This is a genomic window from Photobacterium malacitanum (assembly GCF_900185615.1).
GTDB classification, from domain to species: Bacteria; Pseudomonadota; Gammaproteobacteria; order Enterobacterales; family Vibrionaceae; genus Photobacterium; species Photobacterium malacitanum.
Genome location: NZ_FYAK01000008.1, coordinates 47312 through 69716, shown reverse-complemented (window position 1 = coordinate 69716; position 22405 = coordinate 47312). Strand labels below are relative to the sequence as shown.

Below are 22405 nucleotides of genomic sequence, written 5' to 3'. Positions count from 1 at the left end.
ATTAAACAAAACAAGGTTTTACAATGGAAATCCTGGCTAACTACGGCACTCTATTAATCGGAGTGGCAGCTTTTTTTGGTCTTTTGATGGCGATTGGTATTGGTGCAAATGATGTTGCCAATGCCATGGGTACTTCAGTTGGTTCAAAAGCACTTACAGTAAAACAAGCAATCATCATTGCGATGATTTTTGAATTCGCAGGTGCTTATCTTGCAGGTGGTGAAGTTACCGATACTATCCGACAGGGTGTTATCGAAACTTCTCTATATGCAACCCACCCTGAAACCCTCGTTTTTGGCATGATGTCAGCGCTTCTTGCTGCTGGTACATGGCTACTTGTCGCTTCTTTTATGGGCTGGCCCGTTTCAACTACACACTCTATTATCGGTGCTATCATCGGTTTTGCCTGTGTGTCAGTTGGTACCAATGCAGTGGATTGGCATTCAATTCAAGGTATTGTGGGTAGCTGGTTAATTACACCGCTTATTGCCGGTATATTTGCGTATCTGATTTTCATCAGTGCTCAAAGATTAATCTTTGATACTGATAACCCAATGAAAAATGCAAAACGTTTTGTTCCTGTCTACATGTTTATCACAGCGATGGTCATTGCATTGGTAACAATTAAGAAAGGCTTAAAACACATTGGTTTGCATTTATCTACCGGTGAAGCTTGGATCGTATCCCTTGGTGTCTCTTTAGTTATCATGATTGTAGGTTACTTCTACATTCAGCGTAAATATGCTGATGATAGCCTTGTTGATAGCAATGGTTATGCTGGTGTGGAAAGTGTATTTAGCGTATTGATGGTTGTTACAGCGTGTGCGATGGCATTTGCTCATGGTTCAAACGACGTAGCAAATGCGATTGGTCCACTATCAGCGGTTGTGTCAACCATTGAAAGCTCAGGCCAAATTGCAGCGCAAAGCCAAATCGCATGGTGGATTCTTCCACTAGGTGGTATTGGTATCGTCATCGGTCTAGCTACTCTTGGTCATAAAGTAATGGCTACCGTAGGTACAGGCATCACAGAGTTAACACCGAGCCGTGGCTTTGCTGCTCAGTTAGCAACAGCATCGACTGTTGTACTGGCATCAGGCACAGGTTTACCTATCTCAACCACACAAACACTTGTTGGTGCGGTATTGGGTGTAGGTTTCGCTCGCGGTATTGCTGCTCTTAACCTAGGTGTTGTTCGCAACATCGTTGCATCGTGGATTGTGACGTTACCAGCAGGTGCATTACTTGCTGTCATTTTCTTCTACATTATGCAAGCATTATTTGGCTAAATAGTGGCAGAGTTCAAAGAGAGAGGTCTCGCCCTCTCTCTTTTCTTGCCCCCTTCCTATAAAGCTCTTACTATCCTCGAACTCTAACTATTTCAGGTTCATCAAGGATTCGATAGTGAAGCACCTCATAAGTTTGTTTTTGTTCTGTTTTACGCTGATTAGCCCGATCGCTAATGCTGAACAAGCACAGTATATTTCTGATAATTTATTTACTTACCTATTAAAAGGTCCTGGTACCCAATACCGTATTATCGGCAGTGTTAATGCAGGCACCCCCGTAACAGTACTAGAAACCAATAAAAATTACAGTCGTATTACTGATGATCGTGGCCGTAGTGGCTGGGTTGAATCTAAGTTTATTTCTACTGATGTTGCGCTAAAAGAGCGTTTACCCGCTTTAGAAACAGAACTAGCAACAGTAAAAGCGCAACTTGCTGACGCACTGACTAGCAATAATGCCCAAAATAGTGAACTCAATAAAACGTTAGTTCAGCGCACCAACCAAATTAGCCAATTTGAAACCCGTAATCATCAATTACAAACTGAACTGACCACAGCTCAAGATGAAGTTCGCACTTTACGCGCAAGAATTGATACTCAAAAAGATGATCTGCTAATGAGGTGGTTTACTTATGGTGGTCTAGTCGCTGGCGCAGGGTTGTTATTAGGATTGATATTACCGCATATTACACCACGTCGTCGCAAACGCACCAATGGTTGGGCATAATCCTCGATATTGATAATCCCCACATAAAAACAAAAGGCAGCTCATCATTAGCTGCCTTTTTTAATGGTGTTAATCCATGACCACCATTACCATTCAGATAACGCTGGCATACTAAATTGATAACCATCAAATGCCAAAATCACATCCCTTGATTCAATTTTGACTAACTTAACCCCTTTTGCAACCATATCACCTTGATGACGCTCATGACCATTAACTTTTACCCATCGTTTGGCAGGAGTAGAAGAGTAAATATGTTGATTAAAATTCATTTTAGGTAACTGTCGCTGTACTGCTGCAGGTAACAACCCAATTGGCGTGACTTGGTTATTAGCAACAGCAGGGATTGCGGACGCCACTTCGCCTACTGAAGCATTACGTTCAGCAGAACTTCGATCAACATCACTATCTTGATATTGTTCACCATCGGTAGCCACTATCGCCGATTTAAGCTTGGCTGCTAAATCTGGGGATAAATCAGATAAGTCGAGATTATCTAGCTTATAAGGGTCATGAGACGCCGGTACTGCTTTTGAGGCTCGTTTAACTGGCTTAGTGACGACATCATCATAAGTAGGACCAAGATCGCCGTATTGGCTGTCGCTATCATCTAACGTGTTAGCATCAGTATGCGATACATAAGCGGGTGCTGCCGAATACAAACTATCATTGATAGGTAAAGGTTCGGTAACCATCTCAGGATACGGCATAAAAATCACATCACCCGCTGTTGTCGCCGGTGCTGATTGTGGTTTTTGTGGCGGCTGTAATACCGTATTAATCGACGCTGATGGCGCTTTTTCTGCTACTGGTTGATTATTTAACACCACTTGAGGTGCTACTGAGGCTTGTTGATACAACTTATAAGCCACAATTGACGCTGCGGGCAACAATGCAATCAAGATCGGGAGTACCCATTTAGAGCGAGACTGTTGGGCTTTTACCGTTCGCATTGGATGGACGATTTTCATGGCCTCAGCATCACTGTTTCCGTTACTAGATTGCTGAGTATTCTTCGTATCAGATTGCTTTAATGCCGTTAATAACTGAGACATTATGCTTGCTCCGGTTGTAACGTAGGACCTGGAAGATTAAGAGCTGAATCAAGGATCATGAGTGTCATTGGTCCAGCAATACCATCGGCGGCAATATCTTGTGCGCGCTGAAAACGGCGTAATTTATCTAATACTGTTTGATCAAAATAACTCACCTTAGGTCCACTTTCACCTAAGAAGCTATTCAACTGCTGGTTTAACCATGCCACTCGTGGACCACTCTGACCAAAACGGATCGTGGTTTTATCCCCTAGTGGTGGCCGCCATAGCAAACTAAATTGACCACTCCAGCGTGCTTCAAACCATGCTGGGGTCACTGCAATACGTTGATGATCCAATAGTAATTCAACTCGCTCATGAGTAATGGCATATACCACCGCATAAAATGGCTGTTGCTGCCCATCTTTTAAGGTCACGATCACCGGCCGATTAATTAAGCCTAACCGCGCTAAAGTTGTAGTGCCAGAAAAACACGTCAATGCGATGCGAGAGCTAGTTGCACATGTTGCTTGATTTAACGCCGTATCAAACCCCCATAACTGATACAAACTCTGCATCGCATTACGTTGCTGACGGCTATCTTTAATCATTGTAATTAAGCGTGATTCCGCACTTACAGTAGCAGGCATTGCAATCGATGCTGGTGCAGTTGCCAAAGTAGAAGCAGGCGTAAGTGTAGTAGCAACGTGAGGTTGTGGCGGTACATTATGCTGAGGCCAGTAATACCATACAGCCGCAGCCATAACACCACATAATGTTGCGGCAACTGTCCAGGGTAGCCATGCTGGCGTCGTTTTCGCTGTGGCTGTTGCCGGTACTTGCCAACTAAAAATATCTTCACAAGCCTGAATAGCCATCGCTTTTGTCACGCTATGCACACCGCTCTGACACCCAAGCTGCATTGATTTATCACATACCAAGTTGATTAGCCTTGGTACACCTTGCGTCTGCTTAGCAATATAGCTAATGACATTGGCATCAAACACAGGATAGAGACAATCAACAGCACTTAGACGGTAATGGATATACTCACTGACTTCAGTTTCAGTCAATGGTAACAAGTGATAGCGAGACGTAATCCGCTGAGCTAATTGACGTAAACGCTCTTGCTGTAATAATTGCTGTAGTTCTGGTTGACCAATTAAAACCACTTTTAATAACTTGCGGCTATCGGTTTCTAAATTAGTCAATAATCGTAATTGCTCTAGCACATCAGGCATTAAATGTTGTGCTTCATCGACTAACAATAGTGTTTGCTTACCCGCCGCATGATTAGCAATAAGATGCTGATAAATAACATCAGTTAGCTGCTTAAAACTCGCACCATCAATATAATTCAAACCGAATTCATCACAAATAGTCGCTAACAAATCATGTGATGACAGTGCTGGATTTAAAATAACAGCCACTTGCGCCTGCTGAGGTAATCGCGAAATCATTGCTCGCAATACGGTGGTTTTTCCGGTGCCAACTTCACCGGTTAATAACCCAAAGCCACCACCATCAGTAAGGCCTGATAACATATGGGTCAAGGCCTCTCGATGACGCTCACTGAGATAGAGAAAACGGGCGCTTGGCACAATTGAAAATGGGGCTTCCGTTATGCCAAAAAAATCTTGGTACATATATATACTCTGATACTTACGTTATTTATGAATACATTGTCAGCACTATTGATAGGTACGCTAACAACATCAGCAGTCATATAAGCTGCATAATAGCGACCAACTCTCATTACGGATTAATCTTTGCTATCATGATGCGAAATAAATCAGTGTATCTTGGTTAACAAAATAATACCGATTAACATTGTCATGATGTGATAATGATGATTTTTATTGTGAACTACAACTATTAACCTCAGCGTGGTATTAAGGAGTCTTCATTGCAAACTTATCTTGTCGGTGGTGCTGTGCGCGACACCTTATTGGGTTTACCCATCACAGATCAAGACTGGGTCGTTGTCGGCACAACCCCTGCAGCCATGCTTGATTTAGGTTATGAACAAATCGGCACTGATTTTCCAGTATTTCTCCACCCTCGAACCAAGCAAGAATATGCCCTTGCACGTACAGAACGAAAATCAGGTCATGGTTATACTGGCTTTACTTGCTATGCGGCTGCCGATGTTACCCTTGAACAAGATCTATTACGACGTGATTTAACCATCAACGCTATTGCTCAAGATCAACATGGACAACTGATTGATCCTTACCATGGCAAACATGATTTAGACCATAAGATCTTACGCCATATCTCACCAGCATTTAGTGAAGATCCCTTACGGGTATTACGGGTTGCACGCTTTGCGGCACGTTTTGCTCACCTTGGCTTTACTGTTGCTGCAGAAACTATGGCATTGATGCAAGAAATCGTCATCAGTGGTGAGCTTGCAACTCTGACGCCTGAACGAGTATGGAAAGAGTGGCAAAAGTCACTATCAAGTGATGATCCACAAGTATTTTTAAGTGTATTACGTCAATGTGGTGCGTTAGCGGTTGTCATGCCTGAAATTGATGCGCTATTTGGCATACCACAACCTGAAAAGTGGCATCCAGAAATTGATTGTGGCATTCATACACTACTCGTTGCTAAACAAGCGGCACAATTAAGTGACAACACCATCATCCGCTTTGCCGCTCAAGTGCACGATCTTGGAAAAGCATTATCACCTAAAAATGACTTACCTCATCATAAAACCCATTGTCGTGATGGCATTAAACCGATTAAAAAGCTTTGCCAACGCATAAAAATACCCAATGAATACCGAGATCTGGCACTACTTGTATGTGCACAACACACCAAAATACACCATGCACAAGAAATGCGAGCCAGCACTTTTATCACTATTTTTGATCAAATAGATGGTTGGCGAAAACCAGAACGTATTGCACAGCTGGCCATCTGTTGCCGAGCTGATGCTCGAGGCCGTCAAGGTTTAGAAGATACACTCTACCCACAAGCAGACATTCTCATTGCGGTATTTAATATTGCTCAAGCTGTCTCTGTCAAACCAATCATTGCAGCTGGGTTTACTGGGGCTGATATTAAGCATCAATTATCCCAATCACGCATTACTGCCGTTGACGAGTATCTGAAACAACATCGAACCTCAGCTTAAGCTATAAAAAAGCCGACGTAATGTCGGCTTTTATGAAACATAAGTTAGTTATTACTTAGCCCATAGAAACAGGAATAAACCCACACCTAAAATTAAGCGGTAAATAACAAACGGTGTCATTCCTAAACGCGTTACAAGCTTTAAAAATACATGAATACAAGCATATGCACTAATAAATGATACCGCGATACCAATACTAAGGTTACTGATATCAATCGGCTCGGTACCTGTAACTAATTTAAGGCCTAAGTAACCGCCAGCAAGCAGGATAATTGGAATCGACATCAAGAATGAAAATCGTGCAGCTGCTTCACGAGTAAAACCTAAATACAACGCAGCAGTCATGGTCGCACCTGAGCGCGATGTGCCGGGAATAATAGCTGCAGCTTGCGCCAAACCAATCAATAGCGCACTTTTCCATGTGGTTTGATATTCATTGTCAGTTTGCTTAGCGTGCTTATCGACCCACCATAGCAGCAAACCAAAAATGATTGTCGTACAAGCAATTACCCATGCTGAACGTAAATACATTTCAATGAAATCTTTCATCAACAAACCAAATACACAGGCTGGAATCGTTGCAATAACAATCATCCATGCCAATTTTGATTCAGCATTATGCTGACGTTTAAAAATTGAAGCTAGCCATGCGCCCAGTAATGTAACGACTTCTTTACGGAAATAAATCATTACCGCTAATAACGTACCTACGTGAACCGCAACATCAAATGCAAGTCCCTGATCGGGCCACCCCAATATTTCTGACGGTAGAATCAGGTGGGCTGAACTTGATACAGGTAAAAACTCTGTTAATCCCTGTAGCAGGGCAAGCATTATTGCTTCAAAGTGACTCATTGATGATCCTTAATTGATATTTTAACATGCCAGCCAAGTAATAATTTACTCAGTATTATTCAACAGGCCATAATGACTGTTGAGGTGAAAAATTTTGCCATAATTCTGCAATTGTTTGTGGTTGCCCAGGAATAACTAACTCAGGGCACAGCTCACTCATTGGCCACAGTACAAATGCAAATTTATACAGATCAGAACGCGGTAACGTCGGTGATGCTTCATTGATCACGTCACCATAAAGTAAAATATCAAGATCAATCGTACGACTTTGATTTTTTGCCGCGTTATCAGGTCGTCCAAGCTGGCGTTCAATCGCTTTTAATGATTGTTGCAGAGTAACCAGTGATAATGATGTTTTTATTTCAATGACACTATTAAAAAAATTATCACCCTCAAAACCTACAGGTTCAGCTTCAAATATACGTGACATTCGCCATGCCGTTGCCAATTTCGCAACCGCTGCGACTCCTGCAGGTAAATAATGTTCACGCTCAACATTGCTACCAATGCTGATATAAGCGGTGACCACTACTTCATCCCCCGCTCAATTTGAACGCCAACCCCACGCGCATTAGCAATAGCACCAGGTTTAGTCACTCTCACTTTAATCCAAGGTACCGCAAACTGAGTCATGATTAAGTTAGCAATATCTTCAGCAACTCGTTCAACCAGTAAGAAACGTCCTTGAGTGATATAGTCAGTCACAGCAGAGCTTACCGTTGAATAATCTAAGGCTAAATTGACGTCATCATTGACTGCTGCCGGACGATTATCGTGAGCCATCTCCAAATCCAACACCAATTTTTGCTTGATTTGTTGTTCCCAGTCATACACTCCAATAGTGGCGATAACTTCAAGTTGTTCTATAAATACCGTGTCCATATTTAATCGCTAATTTTGTTAGAGGTCGGATACCTAATACACACAAAAACGCGTATTATCAGGCTGTATTGTTAGCGTTTATAAATGCTAACAGGTCAACAATACAGTTAATATTGACCATGACAGCGACTATATCACAGCCATAAACACCCTGATATTTATCCGTATTAATATTGATAAATATAAGATCTAACTAACATTTAACGTCAACACGTAGCACAATTTAACATTTATATAATCAGGATATTGCATGACACCATTAGCGTTACTGATGATCATTGCTGCCTATTTATTAGGATCAATTTCCAGTGCAGTGTTAATTTCAAAACTGTACCATTTTCCAGATCCTCGAACTCATGGTTCACGTAACCCAGGTGCAACCAATGTACTTCGCCTTGGTGGAAAATTTGCAGCAACATTAGTTCTTGTTGCTGATATCCTTAAAGGTATGATTCCAGTATGGTTAAGCTACTTTTTTGGCTTAAATCCTTTTCTACTCGGTATTATAGGTATTGCAGCTTGCCTAGGTCACATCTACCCGATTTTCTTTCATTTTCAAGGCGGTAAAGGCGTTGCAACTGCACTTGGTGCCCTAGCACCTATCGGCTGGGATCTTAGCGGCAGTTTAATAAGTATCTGGGTATTAGCGTTAACACTTACAGGCTACTCATCACTCGCATCGCTGATCACAGCCCTCGCTGCGCCACTGATGACATGGATGGTTAAGCCTGAATACACCATGCCAGTAGCAATGCTTTCCTGCTTAATTATCTTTCGACACCAAGATAATATTCGCCGTTTACTTGATGGTGACGAAACCAAGATATGGCAGAAATTTGCCCGAAAAAGTAACGAAAAGCAATAAAAATGCATAAAAAAAGCGAGAGTATTCACTCTCGCTTTTTATTTTAACTAACATATAACTGCTATTAAGCAATAGGTTTCAATTGATCAATTGGCCAACGTGGATAAACCTTAACCCCGAGATCCATTAATTCATTATTTTTCAGACGCTGCATGCCTGCATAAGCAATCATTGCACCATTGTCGGTACAAAACTCTGTGCGCGGATAAAACACTTCACCACGCATGCCTTTCATTAAGGTTTCAAGTTGCTGACGTAACGATTTATTGGCACTTACACCACCAGCAATCACCAACCGCTTATAGCCTGTTTGTTTCAACGCTCGCTTACATTTAATGGCTAATGTATCCACCACCGCATCTTGAAATGCATAAGCAATATCTGCACGTGTTTGTGGATCATCATCATTGTCACGAATCGTATTCGCCGCAAAGGTTTTTAAACCAGAAAAACTGAAATCTAGCCCTGGACGGTCAGTCATCGGACGTGGGAACTTAAATCTTCCCGGCGTTCCTTGCTCAGCCATTTTGGACAATAACGGGCCTCCTGGGTAGTCTAATCCCATCATTTTAGCCGTCTTATCAAACGCTTCACCTGCCGCATCATCAACAGACTCACCCAGGATCTGATAATCACCAATACCACGAACATCCACCATCATGGTGTGTCCACCAGAGACTAGCAGTGCTACAAATGGAAACTCAGGGGCATTATCTTCCAACATTGGAGCCAATAAATGGCCTTCCATATGATGGACAGCCACAGCCGGTAAATCCCAAGCGTACGCAAGACTACGACCAATGGTCGCACCAACCAATAATGCGCCAACCAGACCAGGACCGGCCGTGTAAGCAACACCATCAAGATCGTCTGGCGTTAAGCCCGCAGCTGCTAGTGTCGCTGTAATCAATGGAATGGTTTTTTTAACATGATCACGTGATGCTAACTCAGGCACCACACCGCCATAATCAGCATGTAACTTTACTTGACTGTAAAGTTCATGTGCCAATAAGCCTTTTTCATCATCAAAAATTGCGATACCTGTTTCATCACAGGAGGTCTCAATGCCCAATATACGCATAACAGCCTCTATACTATTCGGTGACCCAATATGAAAAATCAGTATAGTTTCAATAACAACCGATAATTCATGTAGGTTTGTAAGGGGGGAATTGAGTGCCATGTTACCGCTGTTAACACAAATTAACCAGTTCATAGGCGCAGAATGCTTTACAAATACCCCCAAATCAGATTAGAATTTCGCACCATTTTAATCGACTGACACTTTGACGTCAGTAATAAACCGAATCACTCTGAGGTGAGTATTACATGCCAGTAATCAAAGTACGTGAAAACGAACCGTTTGACGTAGCACTACGTCGTTTCAAGCGCTCTTGCGAAAAAGCAGGTATCCTTTCTGAAGTTCGTCGTCGTGAGCACTTCGAAAAGCCAACTACTGTACGTAAGCGTGCTAAAGCAGCGGCAGTTAAGCGTCACCTGAAGAAATTGGCTCGCGAAAACGCGCGTCGCGTTCGTCTGTACTAATCGTTAGATTATAAACAGAAGGATCGCGTAATGACTCTTATTGAACGCCTAAAAAGCGAACAAATAGCGGCGATGAAGGCGAAAGATAAACCTCGCCTTGGTGCCATCCGTTTGGTGCTTGCTGCAATAAAACAACGCGAAGTTGACGAAAAGATCACTCTTTCCGAAGACGACGTGTTAGTAGTGTTGACCAAAATGGTGAAACAACGTCGTGACTCTGTAGCTCAATATGAAGCTGCAGGTCGTCAAGATCTTGCTGATGTTGAACATGCTGAAATCAGTGTTCTTGCAGAATTTATGCCTCAACCATTAAGTGAAGATGAAATCTCTGCTTTGATGGATGAAGCTATTGCTGCAACAGGTGCTGTTAGCATGCAAGATATGGGTAAGGTTATGGGCGTACTGAAACCGCAAATTCAGGGTCGTGCCGATATGGGGATTGTTAGCAAGCTGGTGAAAATCAAGCTAGGTTAATCACTCCTCTTATTCTGCAACAAGCCGTGCTATTCTTTTGGAATGCGCGGCTTGTTTGTATCTGATAATCCCATTTTAACGGGCTACCGTTACACTCTTTATTGACTTACTCTAGGTTGTTTACTTTGTTATGGCAGGAAAAATACCGCGTTCATTTATCGATGATTTAATCTCTCGACATGACATTGTCGATGTTATTGACGCGCGTGTAAAACTCAAAAAACAAGGCAAGAACTTTGGTGCTTGTTGCCCATTTCATAATGAAAAAACACCATCTTTTTCGGTAAGCCAAGAAAAACAGTTCTATCATTGTTTTGGGTGTGGTGTTCACGGCAATGTACTTGACTTCGTAATGGAGTATGATCGGTTAGAGTTTGTTGATGCCATAGAGGAACTTGCCTCCCAATTAGGGCTAGAAGTTCCACGTGAAAATGACGGTACAGCGCCACGAGGACCTAAAGCGGCAGATAAACGTAATTACTATGAGTTGATGAGCCAAGTTTCACAATTTTATCAATCTCAATTACGTACACCTGAAGCACAAATTGCCGTTGATTACCTTAAAGGTCGAGGCTTATCTGGCGATGTTGTAAAGAAATTTAATATCGGTTTCATTCCCGATCAATGGGATATGGTTCGTACCCGCTTTGGGCGTGATAATGAATCGCAAAAGGCACTTGTTAATACTGGAATGCTGATCGAAAACGACCAAGGCCGTCGTTATGATCGCTTTCGTGGTAGAGTGATGTTTCCGATCCATGATCGCCGTGGACGTGTCATTGGTTTTGGTGGCCGAGTATTAGGTGATGGGACACCTAAATATCTTAACTCACCGGAGACGGATATTTTCCATAAAGGTCGTGAGCTTTACGGTTTATATGAAGTCTTGCAGACCCATCGTGAGCCTGAAAAAATCATGGTGGTGGAAGGTTATATGGATGTGGTTGCTTTGGCCCAATTTGGTGTCGATTACGCTGTCGCATCTCTAGGTACGGCCACGACGGGTGATCATATTCAAAGTTTATTCCGCCAAACCAGTACCGTGGTGTGTTGTTATGATGGTGACCGTGCTGGACGCGAGGCTGCATGGCGAGCGATGGAGCAAGCATTGCCTTTCCTCACCGATGGCCGTCAATTAAAATTTATGTTTTTGCCAGATGGCGAAGATCCTGATTCGTGTATTCGCGCTGAAGGAAAAACCCAATTTGAACAACGCATTGATAACGCTACAACGTTATCTGACTTTTTATTTAACAGTCTAATGGTTCAAATTGATACCAGTAGCCGTGAAGGCAAAGCCAAGTTAACCACCTTAGCGGTTCCTTTAATTGATAAAGTACCAGGTGGCACTCTACGACTATACTTGCGAGAGCTACTCGGTAAAAAGCTCGGTTTACCCGATGAAGCCCAATTACAGCAATTACTATCAAAACATGGTCAAGTCACAAAACCTGTCGGCCAAGTACAAATTAAACGTACTCCGATGCGAGAAGTTATTGCCTTACTGATTCAGCATCCACACTTTGTGCAACAACTTGAATTTGATATGGATGCATTTACTGGTATTGAGCTTGCTGGCTTAAATTTATTGCTATCGATAGTTGATAAATGCCGAAACAACCCCAATATTAGCACAGGACAGCTTTTAGAATATTGGCGTGGCACCAAGAATGAAGCCATGATGGCTCGGCTTGCCGCGTGGGAGTTACCGTTGTCAAATGATGAAGACAACAGCCTCGATGTATTTTTAGACGCAATGGATAAAATAATTATCCAATGTGTTAATCAACAAATTGAACAGTTGCAGACTAAATCAAGAACTGTCGGCTTATCAGTCGAAGAAAAGCAGGAGTTACAGCTATTAACGCTGAATCGCCCTGTCTAATAAGTAGTCAACAATTAAGAAATTTGTTATAATGACTGGTTTGCAACTCTGCATACTAAATTATCACTCAGACCCGAAGTTGGATACCGTCTATGGAGCAAAATCCGCAGTCACAGCTAAAGTTACTTGTTGCTAAAGGCAAGGAACAAGGCTATCTGACCTACGCCGAAGTAAATGACCACCTACCAGAAGATATCGTTGATTCTGATCAGGTTGAAGACATTATTCAAATGATTAATGACATGGGCATTAAGGTAGTTGAAACTGCCCCTGATGCCGATGAACTCATGATGACTGAAGATAATGCCGACGAAGACGCCATTGAAGCAGCGGCGCAAGCATTATCAAGCGTAGAAAGCGAGATCGGTCGCACAACTGACCCAGTACGTATGTACATGCGTGAAATGGGCACAGTTGAACTACTTACTCGCGAAGGCGAAATTGATATCGCAAAACGCATTGAAGATGGTATTAACCAAGTTCAATGTTCTGTTGCTGAATACCCTTCAGCAATTGCTCATTTACTTGAGCAGTTTGACAAAGTTGAAGCTGATGAACTTCGTCTTACTGATATCATTTCAGGCTTTGTTGATCCAAACGAAGAAGCGACCGCAGCACCAACAGCAACGCACATTGGTTCAGAATTAAGTGAAACTGATCTTGAAGATGAAGATAAAGATCTTGAAGATGACGATGATGACGATAACGATGAGACTGACGAAGAAGACGACGACGGCAGCATTGACCCTGAACTAGCACGTGAAAAGTTCCTAGAACTACGTCAGTCCTATGAAAAAATGGCATTCGCTATTAGTGAACATGGTCGTCAACACGCTACTACTGAAGTTGCCGTTGAAGAGTTATCAGAGATCTTCAAGCAATTCCGTCTGATTCCAAAGCAATTTGACCGTCTAGTTAGCTCACTACGTGATTCTATGGATAAAGTACGCACTAACGAGCGTCTTATCATGCGTATGTGTGTTGATAACAGCAAAATGCCAAAGAAAACATTCATTAGCCTATTTGCTGGCAATGAATCAAACAGTGATTGGATTGACACTGCACTTAACTCAGGCAAGCCTTACGCTGAACGTCTAAAGAATTATGAAGAAGATCTTCGTCGTTCGACGTTAAAGCTACGCATACTTGAGCAAGAAACCGGTCTGTCTATTGAGCGTATCAAAGACATTAGCCGTCGTATGTCAATCGGTGAAGCGAAAGCACGCCGTGCAAAAAAAGAGATGGTTGAAGCAAACTTGCGTTTAGTTATCTCTATTGCCAAAAAGTACACCAACCGTGGCCTACAATTCTTGGACCTTATTCAAGAAGGTAATATCGGTCTAATGAAAGCGGTTGATAAATTTGAATACCGTCGTGGTTACAAATTCTCAACTTACGCAACATGGTGGATCCGTCAGGCAATAACACGTTCAATCGCTGACCAAGCACGTACTATTCGTATTCCAGTACACATGATTGAAACCATCAACAAATTGAATCGTATCTCACGTCAGATGCTTCAAGAGATGGGTCGCGAACCGTTACCTGAAGAGTTGGCTGAACGCATGCAAATGCCGGAAGACAAAATCCGCAAGGTATTGAAAATTGCTAAAGAGCCTATCTCAATGGAAACCCCTATCGGTGATGATGAAGATTCACACCTAGGTGATTTCATTGAAGATACAACACTGCAACTGCCTATGGATGCAGCCACAGCAACAAACTTGCGTGCTGCAACTAACGATGTACTTGCTGGCCTAACGCCACGTGAAGCTAAAGTACTTCGTATGCGTTTTGGTATCGATATGAATACCGACCATACGCTAGAAGAAGTAGGTAAGCAGTTTGATGTTACTCGTGAGCGTATCCGTCAGATCGAAGCGAAAGCGTTACGTAAATTACGTCACCCTAGCCGTTCTGATGTACTTCGTAGTTTCCTTGACGAATAAGTAGACGCGATAATGTCATCAAAAAAGCGAGCCTTGAGCTCGCTTTTTTATTATATGCAATAACAACATTAAAAATTTGAGATACCGATTCATTTTTTCTAACTGCCGAAAAAGCAAACAATTTTTTAGTGTTAATCGCTAGACAAGTGTTTCACCATCCCCTATAATTTGCCGCATATGGCCCCTTAGCTCAGTGGTTAGAGCAGGCGACTCATAATCGCTTGGTCCCCAGTTCAAGTCTGGGAGGGGCCACCAAATTTCAAAAGGCTGAAGTATTTTTACTTCAGCCTTTTTTGGTTTTCAATGACTGTAACATCATCAATACGGCATATTTTACTGTCGTGCCAGTACAAAAAATATCATTAACACACCGACACTTGATAAATAGCAAAGCTTTGTTTTTATTTTTCCACATAATCATCATTTTTATGTCACACGTACCATCGACAATGAACAGCTATATCTCAGGGTGCTAAATGGTGGAATATCTGCTATAATCCTGCGCTTGAATATTGAGGCTACAATCAATGTTTAATAAGCATTTTTCTGCTCATTAACTCATAATAGTGGCGTACTAAGTGGCATTTTCCAGCATGTATATGAACTTTACAAAAGCGCATTAACGCTTTTTTAAAGTAATATTTAAAGAGTTTTTTATTTATTCATTATTCACTATCAGATAACAAAATAAGTTGATTATTTGATAATGGTTAATGTTAATTTTCCCTTGGGTAGCAAGTTCGTCCGGAGAGTATCCTCAATGAAAAAGACCAAGATCGTATGTACGATTGGACCGAAAACTGAATCTGTAGAAATGCTTACTAAACTAGCTAACGCTGGTATGAATGTAATGCGTCTTAACTTCTCGCACGGTGACTTTGAAGAGCACGGTCAGCGTATCACTAACTTACGTGAAGTTATGGCTAATACAGGCAAAGAACTAGCAATCTTGCTAGATACTAAAGGCCCTGAAATTCGTACTATCAAGCTAGAAGGCGGTAATGACTTCACTCTAGTAGCTGGTCAAGATTTCACTTTCACAACAGATACATCTGTAGTCGGTAACCAACACCGTGTGGCTGTGACTTACCCTGGTTTTGCTAAAGACCTAGTAAAAGGCAACATTATCCTTGTAGACGACGGTCTAATTGAAATGGAAGTGTTGGAAACAACAGAAACTGAAGTTAAGTGTAAAGTACTTAACAGCGGTGACCTAGGTGAAAACAAAGGTGTTAACCTTCCTGGTGTTTCAGTAAAACTTCCAGCACTTGCTGAAAAAGATAAAGCTGACCTTAAGTTTGGTTGTGAGCAAGGTGTTGATTTCGTTGCTGCATCTTTCATCCGTAAGGCTGAAGACGTACTAGAAATTCGTGCGCTATTAGAAGCAAACGGCGGCGCTAACATTCAAATCATCTCTAAGATCGAAAACCAAGAAGGTGTTGATAACTTTGACGCTATTCTTGAAGCATCTGACGGTATCATGGTTGCTCGTGGTGACCTTGGTGTTGAAATTCCAGTTGAAGAAGTTATCTTTGCTCAAAAGATGATGATCGAGAAGTGTAACCGCGCTCGTAAAGTTGTTATCACTGCAACTCAAATGCTTGATTCAATGATCAAGAACCCACGTCCAACACGCGCAGAAGCGGGTGATGTTGCTAACGCAATCATGGATGGTACTGATGCAGTAATGCTTTCTGGTGAATCAGCTAAGGGTAAATACCCAATTGAAGCTGTAACTATCATGGCGCAAATCTGTGCTCGTACCGACAAGGTTCTTAAAGCAGAGCTAGGCTCACGTCTAGATAGCCCACGTCTACGTATCACTGAAGCGGTATGTAAAGGTGCTGTTGATACTGCTGAGAAGCTAGGTGCACCACTAATCATCGTTGCAACTGAAGCTGGTAAATCTGCTCGTTCAATCCGTAAATACTTCCCAACAGCACGTATTCTTGCTGTAACAACAAATACTAAGACAGCAGCACAGCTATGTCTTTCTAAAGGTGTTACACCTGTTGTTGTTGATGCAATCGAAAGCACTGACGCATTCTACCTTCGTGGTAAAGAGCTAGCGTTAGAAACTGGTCTTGGCGCTAAAGGCGATATCGTAGTAATGGTTTCTGGTGCGCTTGTTGCTTCAGGTACAACGAATACTGCATCTGTTCACGTTCTATAATCGTCCGTAAACAGCGATAAAAAAGGGAGCTTTGGCTCCCTTTTTATTTGGAAAAATTACGCTGTTTTTAATCTTAGTCACTTTCAATATTGACAACCCCTTCTTAATTTATAAAACCACCGATAACAAAACCTTGCTTTTATATTATTTTATAAATATATAGCTGATAATCATTACATTTCTGCTGTCAATCTATTCTAATCCTTGTTTATCCCTCTCTTTAATGTTTAAGCGATAAACAAAGCCAGTTATACTTCTCATCAATAGGTACTCGCACACATAACATTGACAATGTTATATGTGTATTGTGTCGAATAACAATAACAACAAAGAGGGAAACTGTGTCCAGTCCTACGCAAACAAATAAAATTATGGAGGTCATACGACAAGATATTTTGCTTGGAAAATTGACTCCCGGACAAAAACTTGTTGTTGCCGATTTAAAAGAACATTATCAAGTTGGCGCTTCACCTATCCGTGAAGCTCTTGTCCAATTATCATGGAAAAAGTACGTCAAGTTTGCGCCGCAAAAAGGCTGCTGGGTAGCACCGGTATCTGTTGAAGAATTGACGGATCTTTTCAATGCTCATCAATTGATATCGCATGAGTTGTTAAGAAAAGCGATTTTACAAGGTAATGAAGCTTGGGAGCTCAACATCCTTACCAGTTACCATAAGTTAAGCCGCCTTAACCCAACCTCTGATGACGCTGATCTTTCTGAGTGGGAACAACGCCATGGCGATTTTCATATTGCTATTTTATCTGGCAGCAACTCACCTGTGTTACTTGATCTTTATGTTGATATCTATGAACAAATTAAACGTTATCGCCACATTTGGCTAAGCAAATTACGCGATAGTGATAGTCGTTACAATGATGAAGGTGAACATGAAGCATTAATGAAAGCGGTATTGGATCGTGATATTGAGCTTGCCCAAACGATTCTAAATAACCACTCTAAAAATGCTGTTAGCTCTGTTAGTCCTTACCTCTAGTTTTACGCTAATAATGAAATAAAAAAACCCATGACACATTAATGCCATGGGTTTTCTTGTATACGATTGCCACTATATTTTTAGCGCCCGCTCACCACGAGCAAGACCGACAACCCCACTACGCGCAACTTCAATAATGTCTGTCGCCTCACTAACTGCGGCTAAAAAAGCATCGAGTTTTTCGCTGGTACCCGTCACTTGAATGGTATAAATCTGACTGGTCACATCAACAATTAAACCACGGAATATATCAGCTGTACGTTTCACTTCTGCACGAGCAAAACCACTGGCTTTAACTTTTACGAGCATTAACTCACGCTCAATATGATCCGATTCAGTGATATTACTGACTTTCAAAATATCAATTAACTTATGCAGTTGTTTCTCTATTTGTTCGTAAGCCGCTTCATCTTTAACATGAGTGGTAATATTTAACCGTGATAATGTAGCATCATCTGTAGGGGCAACAGTTAATGACTCAATATTATAACCACGTTGAGAAAACAACCCTACCACTCGAGAAAGCGCACCTGGCTGATTTTCAAGTAATACCGAAATAATTCTACGCATTAAGTTCGCTCCGTCTTGCTTAACCACATATCACTCATGGCACCACCACGAATAAGCATTGGATATACATGCTCCGTTTCATCAACACTAATATCAATAAATACCAACTTATCTTTTAAGGCTAATGCTTGCTCTAATTGCTGATCCAGCAATTTGGGATCAGAGATCCTTACACCAACATGTCCATAGGCTTCTGCAATAGCGGCAAAGTCTGGTACCGAGTCCATGTACGATTGAGAATGGCGACCTTGATAAATCATATCTTGCCATTGCTTTACCATGCCAAGAAAACGGTTATTGAGGTTAATAATTTTCACAGGAATATCGTATTGCAATGCGGTTGAAAGCTCTTGAATATTCATTTGAATACTGCCGTCCCCCGTTACACACACCACTTCAGCCTCAGGCAGTGCAAACTTCACTCCCATCGCAGCGGGTAAGCCAAACCCCATAGTGCCAAGTCCACCTGAGTTAATCCAACGACGCGGCTTATCAAACGGATAATACAAAGCGGCAAACATTTGATGCTGTCCAACATCAGAGCTGACATAGGCATCCCCGCCAGTAAGGCGATACAGAGATTCAATCACCTGTTGCGGCTTAATACGCTCACTGGTGGTGTCATACTGTAAACACTGACGCTGACGCCAGGTTGCGATTTGTTGCCACCACGGCTGCAATAATTGTTGATGATCTATGCTGTCTTGTTCACTGATCAGCTTAAGCATACTGGTAAGTACTGTCTCTGCCGAACCAACAATCGGAATATCTACTGCGACTGTTTTTGATATTGATGATGGATCAATATCGATATGCATAATGGTGGCATTTGGACAGTATTTTTCAATATTATTGGTTGTTCGATCATCAAACCGAACCCCAATACCAAAAATCAGATCTGCATTATGCATTGCCATATTAGCTTCATAGGTGCCATGCATACCGAGCATGCCTAAACAATTCTGATGTGTACCAGGAAAAGCACCAAGTCCCATAAGGGTATTAACCACTGGAATATTTAAGCTTTCAGCTAAGGTTATTAGTTGCTCACTGCAACTTGACATAATTGCACCACCACCAACGTAGAGCACGGGTTGTTTGGCGGCTAATAATGCTTTAACACCACGTTTAATCTGACCTTTATGGCCTTGAGTGGTCGGATTATATGAACGTAAAGCAATCGACTCAGGATACTGATACGGATAAGTTTGTGCCGGATTGAGCATATCTTTAGGAATATCGACCACAACAGGACCTGGGCGGCCACTTGCAGCAATATAGAACGCTTTTTTGATAATAGTGGGAATATCTTCAGGTTTTGTTACCAAAAAGCTGTGCTTAACCACAGGTCGTGAAATACCAACCATATCACACTCTTGAAAAGCATCATTACCAATCAGATTACTCATCACTTGGCCAGACAATACCACTAATGGAATTGAGTCCATATACGCCGTCGCAATGCCCGTAATCGCATTAGTTGCACCAGGGCCTGAAGTGACTAGCACGACACCAACATCACCTGTTGCTCGTGCATAGCCATCAGCCATATGTACCGCAGCTTGCTCATGACGTACTAGCACATGTTCAATATCACTTTTTTCATGCAGTGCATCATAAATATCAAGCACTGAACCTCCGGGATAACCGAAGATATGCTTAACGCCTTGATCGATCATTGATCGAACGATCATATCTGCGCCAGACAACATTTCCATATTTTGTCTCCAGATCGATGAAACATAGTTAGGGCTTATTTTTAGCCTAATAATATACATGGCTAAGCATGCTATGTTTATCACAGTTGCAATAACAACTACGAATAACTGCAACAACCTTAACGCTTTTGCAGCATTCATTACTAGATCAAAATTGGAATTTACCGTTTTTATCTGTCACGGGTGCAATTACTAATGCTTTATATAAACATTACCTGACAAGCTACTAGTAACCACTATTACCAACTAATAAATTAGAGGTTATCACTATGTAATAGCCATAAAAAAAGAAGCCAAATAGGCTTCTTTTTTAAATGTAAGCAAAAAAAACTTAGTCGTCTTTTTGTTGAGCTTTTTTGTGGCTTTCTTCGTACATATGTTCAATCTCTTTATGGTAACGATCTTGAATCACTTTACGACGTAATTTTTGAGTTGGTGTCAGTTCACCTTTATCCATTGAAAACGATTTTGGTAATAAGGTGAATTTTTTCACTTGCTCAAAACGGGCTAAATCTTTTTGAAGTTCAATAACGCGTTTTTCAATTAACTCAACAATTTGGCTATGTTTAACCAACTCCATTCGATCTTGATATTTAATGTTAAGTTCACGCGCATGCTCCTCTAGGGTTTCAAAGCACGGTACAATTAATGCAGAGACAAACTTACGAGTATCAGCAATAACCGCAATCTGTTCAATTAAATGATCTTTACCAATCGCGCCCTCAATCACTTGTGGCGCAATATATTTACCGCCCGAGGTCTTCATCAACTCTTTGATACGATCGGTAATAAACAAGTTACCTTGCTCATCGATATAACCCGCATCACCCGTTTTAAGAAACCCATCATCAGTAAAGTTGTTTGCTGTCTCTTCTGGCATATTGTAATAGCCACGCATCACCATCGGACCGCGTACTAAAATTTCATTATCTTTACCAATTTTTACTTCAGCACCTGGCATTGGCATACCAATAGAATCAGGGTTATAACAACGATCATCCCAACAAGACACCGTCGCAGTGGTTTCTGTCATGCCATAGCCTAACTTTACGTTAATGCCTATTGCATGGAAAAAACGGCCGATGCCTGCATCTAACTTAGCACCACCACATGGCATACACTTGATGTTACCACCCAGTACCGCGCGCAGTTTAGACAGCACCATTTTATCGGCAAGGTTATAACTCTTTTTTAATAACCATGATGGTTCACGACCTTGCTGGCGAGCAAGTGACATTCTTGCTCCCATGTTCACAGCCCAAGTAAAAATAACCTTACGTTGAAACGGTGCTCGTGACACTTTTTCATGAACGCCAGAATATATTTTCTCGTATACCCGTGGCACAGCAGACATATAGTTAGGCTTAACGTCCACCAACGCTTCTTTAAGCTTATTGGTATCAGAAAGGTAGCAGTTAATCACACCACGGTGTAATACATAGAATGTCCAAGCACGTTCAAACACATGCGATAACGGCAAAAAGCACAATGAAGTATCACCTTCATCAAGTGCTAAACGCTCATCATGCGCAATAATTTGTGAGGCAACGTTGGCGTAATCTAACATCACCCCTTTTGGCGTACCGGTAGTACCTGAGGTATAAATCAGGGTTAATAAATCATCCATAACGAGATTATCAAGACGCATATCGAGTTCAGGCTGATGCTCTGCACTTGCAGTCTTTAAAAAATCGGCATAGTGACAAACTAGCGGGTGCTGAGGTAATTCCACATCATCAGTTAGTGCGACAATGCGTTCTAAATTTGGACATTGGTCAGCAATCGCAACAGCAGTATTTAGCTGTGCTTGTTCGCCAACAAACAGTACTTTAACATTCGAATCTTGCAGAATATAAGCCGTTTGTTGAGCGGTATTAGTTGGATAAATAGGAACCGTAACACAACGGTTATACAGTGAGGCAAAATCAGCAACAGTCCAACGTGGCATATTATTAGCAAAGATACCCACTTTATCTTGTACTGCTAACCCTTGATTTAACAATGCTAATGCTAATTGTTGAATTTTTTCACCAAAATTATTCCAGCTAATATCTTGCCACTCACCATTAACTTGATGACGTAAAGCAGGACTGTCGCCTAAGCGCGCAATTTGCTGACGAATACGGTGAACAATATGGAAATCATGTTGTGCCATAAGTACTCTATTTTTTTAGCTTACACTTGTAAGCTTATTTTGAGAGGTGCAGTCTACAATTCAGTCTTTAAAAAGCCAACTATAATGCATATTAAATTATAGGTTCTAATGATCCATATCACTGTATACCTGCTTACTTATTGTCTT

19 protein-coding genes and 1 tRNA gene are annotated in these 22405 nt (G+C 41.6%); 11 read left to right on the top strand and 9 right to left on the bottom strand.

Annotated features, from left to right (window positions below; genetic code table 11):
• The first annotated feature begins 23 nt into the window (after positions 1-23).
• Together PMAL9190_RS15500 and PMAL9190_RS15495 are read left to right on the top strand one after the other, a co-directional pair.
• The gene (locus tag PMAL9190_RS15500; RefSeq protein WP_087845972.1) at positions 24-1289 is read left to right on the top strand and encodes an inorganic phosphate transporter; all 1266 of its coding nucleotides are present in this window, start codon (positions 24-26) and stop codon (positions 1287-1289) included.
• A 115-nt stretch (positions 1290-1404) separates the two neighbouring features.
• Complete coding sequence (locus PMAL9190_RS15495; RefSeq protein WP_087845971.1) at positions 1405-2016, top strand: TIGR04211 family SH3 domain-containing protein; 612 nt, start codon at positions 1405-1407, stop codon at positions 2014-2016.
• A gap of 86 nt (positions 2017-2102) precedes the next feature.
• On the opposite strand, the gene PMAL9190_RS15490 is transcribed toward PMAL9190_RS15495, so the two are convergent.
• Together PMAL9190_RS15490 and PMAL9190_RS15485 are read right to left on the bottom strand one after the other, a co-directional pair.
• The gene (locus tag PMAL9190_RS15490; RefSeq protein ID WP_087845970.1) at positions 2103-3071 is read right to left on the bottom strand and encodes a general secretion pathway protein GspB; all 969 of its coding nucleotides are present in this window, start codon (positions 3069-3071) and stop codon (positions 2103-2105) included.
• On the bottom strand, positions 3071-4696 hold the full coding sequence (locus tag PMAL9190_RS15485; RefSeq protein ID WP_200813433.1) for an AAA family ATPase: 1626 nt from the start codon (positions 4694-4696) through the stop codon (positions 3071-3073). Before PMAL9190_RS15485 ends, PMAL9190_RS15490 begins: the two co-directional genes overlap by 1 nt.
• A 260-nt stretch (positions 4697-4956) precedes the next feature.
• Between PMAL9190_RS15485 and PMAL9190_RS15480 the strand changes: the two genes are divergently transcribed.
• Positions 4957-6192, top strand: a complete 1236-nt coding sequence (locus tag PMAL9190_RS15480; protein ID WP_087845969.1) for a multifunctional CCA addition/repair protein — start codon at positions 4957-4959, stop codon at positions 6190-6192.
• A gap of 51 nt (positions 6193-6243) precedes the next feature.
• Here PMAL9190_RS15480 and PMAL9190_RS15475 read toward each other — a convergent pair whose 3' ends face one another.
• From PMAL9190_RS15475 to folB, 3 genes are read right to left on the bottom strand one after another with little or no spacing between them, the layout of a single operon-like run.
• A complete protein-coding gene (locus PMAL9190_RS15475) occupies positions 6244-7047 on the bottom strand; it encodes an undecaprenyl-diphosphate phosphatase (RefSeq protein ID WP_087845968.1) in 804 nt (267 codons plus the stop codon).
• 55 nt (positions 7048-7102) lie between these two features.
• Positions 7103-7576, bottom strand: coding sequence for a 2-amino-4-hydroxy-6-hydroxymethyldihydropteridine diphosphokinase (folK, locus tag PMAL9190_RS15470; protein WP_087845967.1), 474 nt, complete (start codon positions 7574-7576; stop codon positions 7103-7105).
• Entirely contained in the window at positions 7576-7929 is a 354-nt protein-coding gene (gene folB / locus PMAL9190_RS15465; RefSeq protein ID WP_065166861.1) for a dihydroneopterin aldolase, read from the bottom strand. The genes folK and folB overlap by 1 nt, the downstream gene beginning before the upstream one ends.
• Positions 7930-8179: 250 nt before the next feature.
• Between folB and plsY the strand changes: the two genes are divergently transcribed.
• The gene (plsY, locus tag PMAL9190_RS15460; RefSeq protein WP_087845966.1) at positions 8180-8794 is read left to right on the top strand and encodes a glycerol-3-phosphate 1-O-acyltransferase PlsY; all 615 of its coding nucleotides are present in this window, start codon (positions 8180-8182) and stop codon (positions 8792-8794) included.
• A gap of 64 nt (positions 8795-8858) precedes the next feature.
• Here plsY and tsaD read toward each other — a convergent pair whose 3' ends face one another.
• Positions 8859-9875, bottom strand: a complete 1017-nt coding sequence (gene tsaD, locus PMAL9190_RS15455) for a tRNA (adenosine(37)-N6)-threonylcarbamoyltransferase complex transferase subunit TsaD (protein ID WP_087845965.1) — start codon at positions 9873-9875, stop codon at positions 8859-8861.
• Positions 9876-10123: 248 nt separating this feature from the next.
• Between tsaD and rpsU the strand changes: the two genes are divergently transcribed.
• From rpsU to PMAL9190_RS15420, 7 genes are all read left to right on the top strand, one after another.
• Positions 10124-10339 (top strand): 30S ribosomal protein S21, encoded by a 216-nt coding sequence (gene rpsU / locus PMAL9190_RS15450; protein ID WP_005301411.1) that lies wholly within the window; start codon positions 10124-10126, stop codon positions 10337-10339.
• 30 nt (positions 10340-10369) lie between these two features.
• Positions 10370-10813: a GatB/YqeY domain-containing protein gene (locus PMAL9190_RS15445; RefSeq protein WP_087845964.1), complete on the top strand. Its 444-nt coding sequence runs from the start codon at positions 10370-10372 to the stop codon at positions 10811-10813.
• A gap of 130 nt (positions 10814-10943) precedes the next feature.
• A complete protein-coding gene (gene dnaG, locus PMAL9190_RS15440; protein ID WP_087845963.1) occupies positions 10944-12698 on the top strand; it encodes a DNA primase in 1755 nt (584 codons plus the stop codon).
• Positions 12699-12790: 92 nt separating this feature from the next.
• Complete coding sequence (gene rpoD / locus PMAL9190_RS15435; RefSeq protein ID WP_087845962.1) at positions 12791-14647, top strand: RNA polymerase sigma factor RpoD; 1857 nt, start codon at positions 12791-12793, stop codon at positions 14645-14647.
• A 179-nt stretch (positions 14648-14826) separates the two neighbouring features.
• A tRNA-Ile gene (locus PMAL9190_RS15430) sits at positions 14827-14902 on the top strand.
• Positions 14903-15407: 505 nt separating this feature from the next.
• A complete protein-coding gene (gene pykF / locus PMAL9190_RS15425) occupies positions 15408-16820 on the top strand; it encodes a pyruvate kinase PykF (RefSeq protein ID WP_087845961.1) in 1413 nt (470 codons plus the stop codon).
• Between the two features lie 371 nt (positions 16821-17191).
• A complete protein-coding gene (locus PMAL9190_RS15420; protein ID WP_087846011.1) occupies positions 17192-17815 on the top strand; it encodes an FCD domain-containing protein in 624 nt (207 codons plus the stop codon).
• A 72-nt stretch (positions 17816-17887) separates the two neighbouring features.
• Here the strand turns inward: PMAL9190_RS15420 and ilvN are convergent, their stop codons facing one another.
• From ilvN to PMAL9190_RS15405, 3 genes are all read right to left on the bottom strand, one after another.
• Entirely contained in the window at positions 17888-18385 is a 498-nt protein-coding gene (gene ilvN, locus PMAL9190_RS15415) for an acetolactate synthase small subunit (protein WP_060998518.1), read from the bottom strand.
• On the bottom strand, positions 18385-20103 hold the full coding sequence (locus PMAL9190_RS15410) for an acetolactate synthase 3 large subunit (RefSeq protein ID WP_087845960.1): 1719 nt from the start codon (positions 20101-20103) through the stop codon (positions 18385-18387). Before PMAL9190_RS15410 ends, ilvN begins: the two co-directional genes overlap by 1 nt.
• 331 nt (positions 20104-20434) lie before the next feature.
• Complete coding sequence (locus tag PMAL9190_RS15405) at positions 20435-22258, bottom strand: AMP-dependent synthetase/ligase (RefSeq protein WP_087845959.1); 1824 nt, start codon at positions 22256-22258, stop codon at positions 20435-20437.
• Between the last annotated feature and the right edge of the window lie 147 nt (positions 22259-22405).

What these genes read in the sequence shown, in the direction of transcription:
- PMAL9190_RS15500 (WP_087845972.1), top strand. Translation starts at nt 24, where the DNA reads ATGGAAATCCTGGCTAACTACGGCACTCTATTAATCGGAGTGGCAGCT.
- PMAL9190_RS15490 (WP_087845970.1), bottom strand. Translation starts at nt 3,071, where the DNA reads ATGTCTCAGTTATTAACGGCATTAAAGCAATCTGATACGAAGAATACT.
- PMAL9190_RS15485 (WP_200813433.1), bottom strand. Translation starts at nt 4,696, where the DNA reads ATGTACCAAGATTTTTTTGGCATAACGGAAGCCCCATTTTCAATTGTG.
- PMAL9190_RS15475 (WP_087845968.1), bottom strand. Translation starts at nt 7,047, where the DNA reads ATGAGTCACTTTGAAGCAATAATGCTTGCCCTGCTACAGGGATTAACA.
- folB (WP_065166861.1), bottom strand. Translation starts at nt 7,929, where the DNA reads ATGGACACGGTATTTATAGAACAACTTGAAGTTATCGCCACTATTGGA.
- plsY (WP_087845966.1), top strand. Translation starts at nt 8,180, where the DNA reads ATGACACCATTAGCGTTACTGATGATCATTGCTGCCTATTTATTAGGA.
- tsaD (WP_087845965.1), bottom strand. Translation starts at nt 9,875, where the DNA reads ATGCGTATATTGGGCATTGAGACCTCCTGTGATGAAACAGGTATCGCA.
- rpsU (WP_005301411.1), top strand. Translation starts at nt 10,124, where the DNA reads ATGCCAGTAATCAAAGTACGTGAAAACGAACCGTTTGACGTAGCACTA.
- PMAL9190_RS15445 (WP_087845964.1), top strand. Translation starts at nt 10,370, where the DNA reads ATGACTCTTATTGAACGCCTAAAAAGCGAACAAATAGCGGCGATGAAG.
- dnaG (WP_087845963.1), top strand. Translation starts at nt 10,944, where the DNA reads ATGGCAGGAAAAATACCGCGTTCATTTATCGATGATTTAATCTCTCGA.
- rpoD (WP_087845962.1), top strand. Translation starts at nt 12,791, where the DNA reads ATGGAGCAAAATCCGCAGTCACAGCTAAAGTTACTTGTTGCTAAAGGC.
- pykF (WP_087845961.1), top strand. Translation starts at nt 15,408, where the DNA reads ATGAAAAAGACCAAGATCGTATGTACGATTGGACCGAAAACTGAATCT.
- PMAL9190_RS15420 (WP_087846011.1), top strand. Translation starts at nt 17,192, where the DNA reads ATGGAGGTCATACGACAAGATATTTTGCTTGGAAAATTGACTCCCGGA.
- ilvN (WP_060998518.1), bottom strand. Translation starts at nt 18,385, where the DNA reads ATGCGTAGAATTATTTCGGTATTACTTGAAAATCAGCCAGGTGCGCTT.
- PMAL9190_RS15410 (WP_087845960.1), bottom strand. Translation starts at nt 20,103, where the DNA reads ATGGAAATGTTGTCTGGCGCAGATATGATCGTTCGATCAATGATCGAT.
- PMAL9190_RS15405 (WP_087845959.1), bottom strand. Translation starts at nt 22,258, where the DNA reads ATGGCACAACATGATTTCCATATTGTTCACCGTATTCGTCAGCAAATT.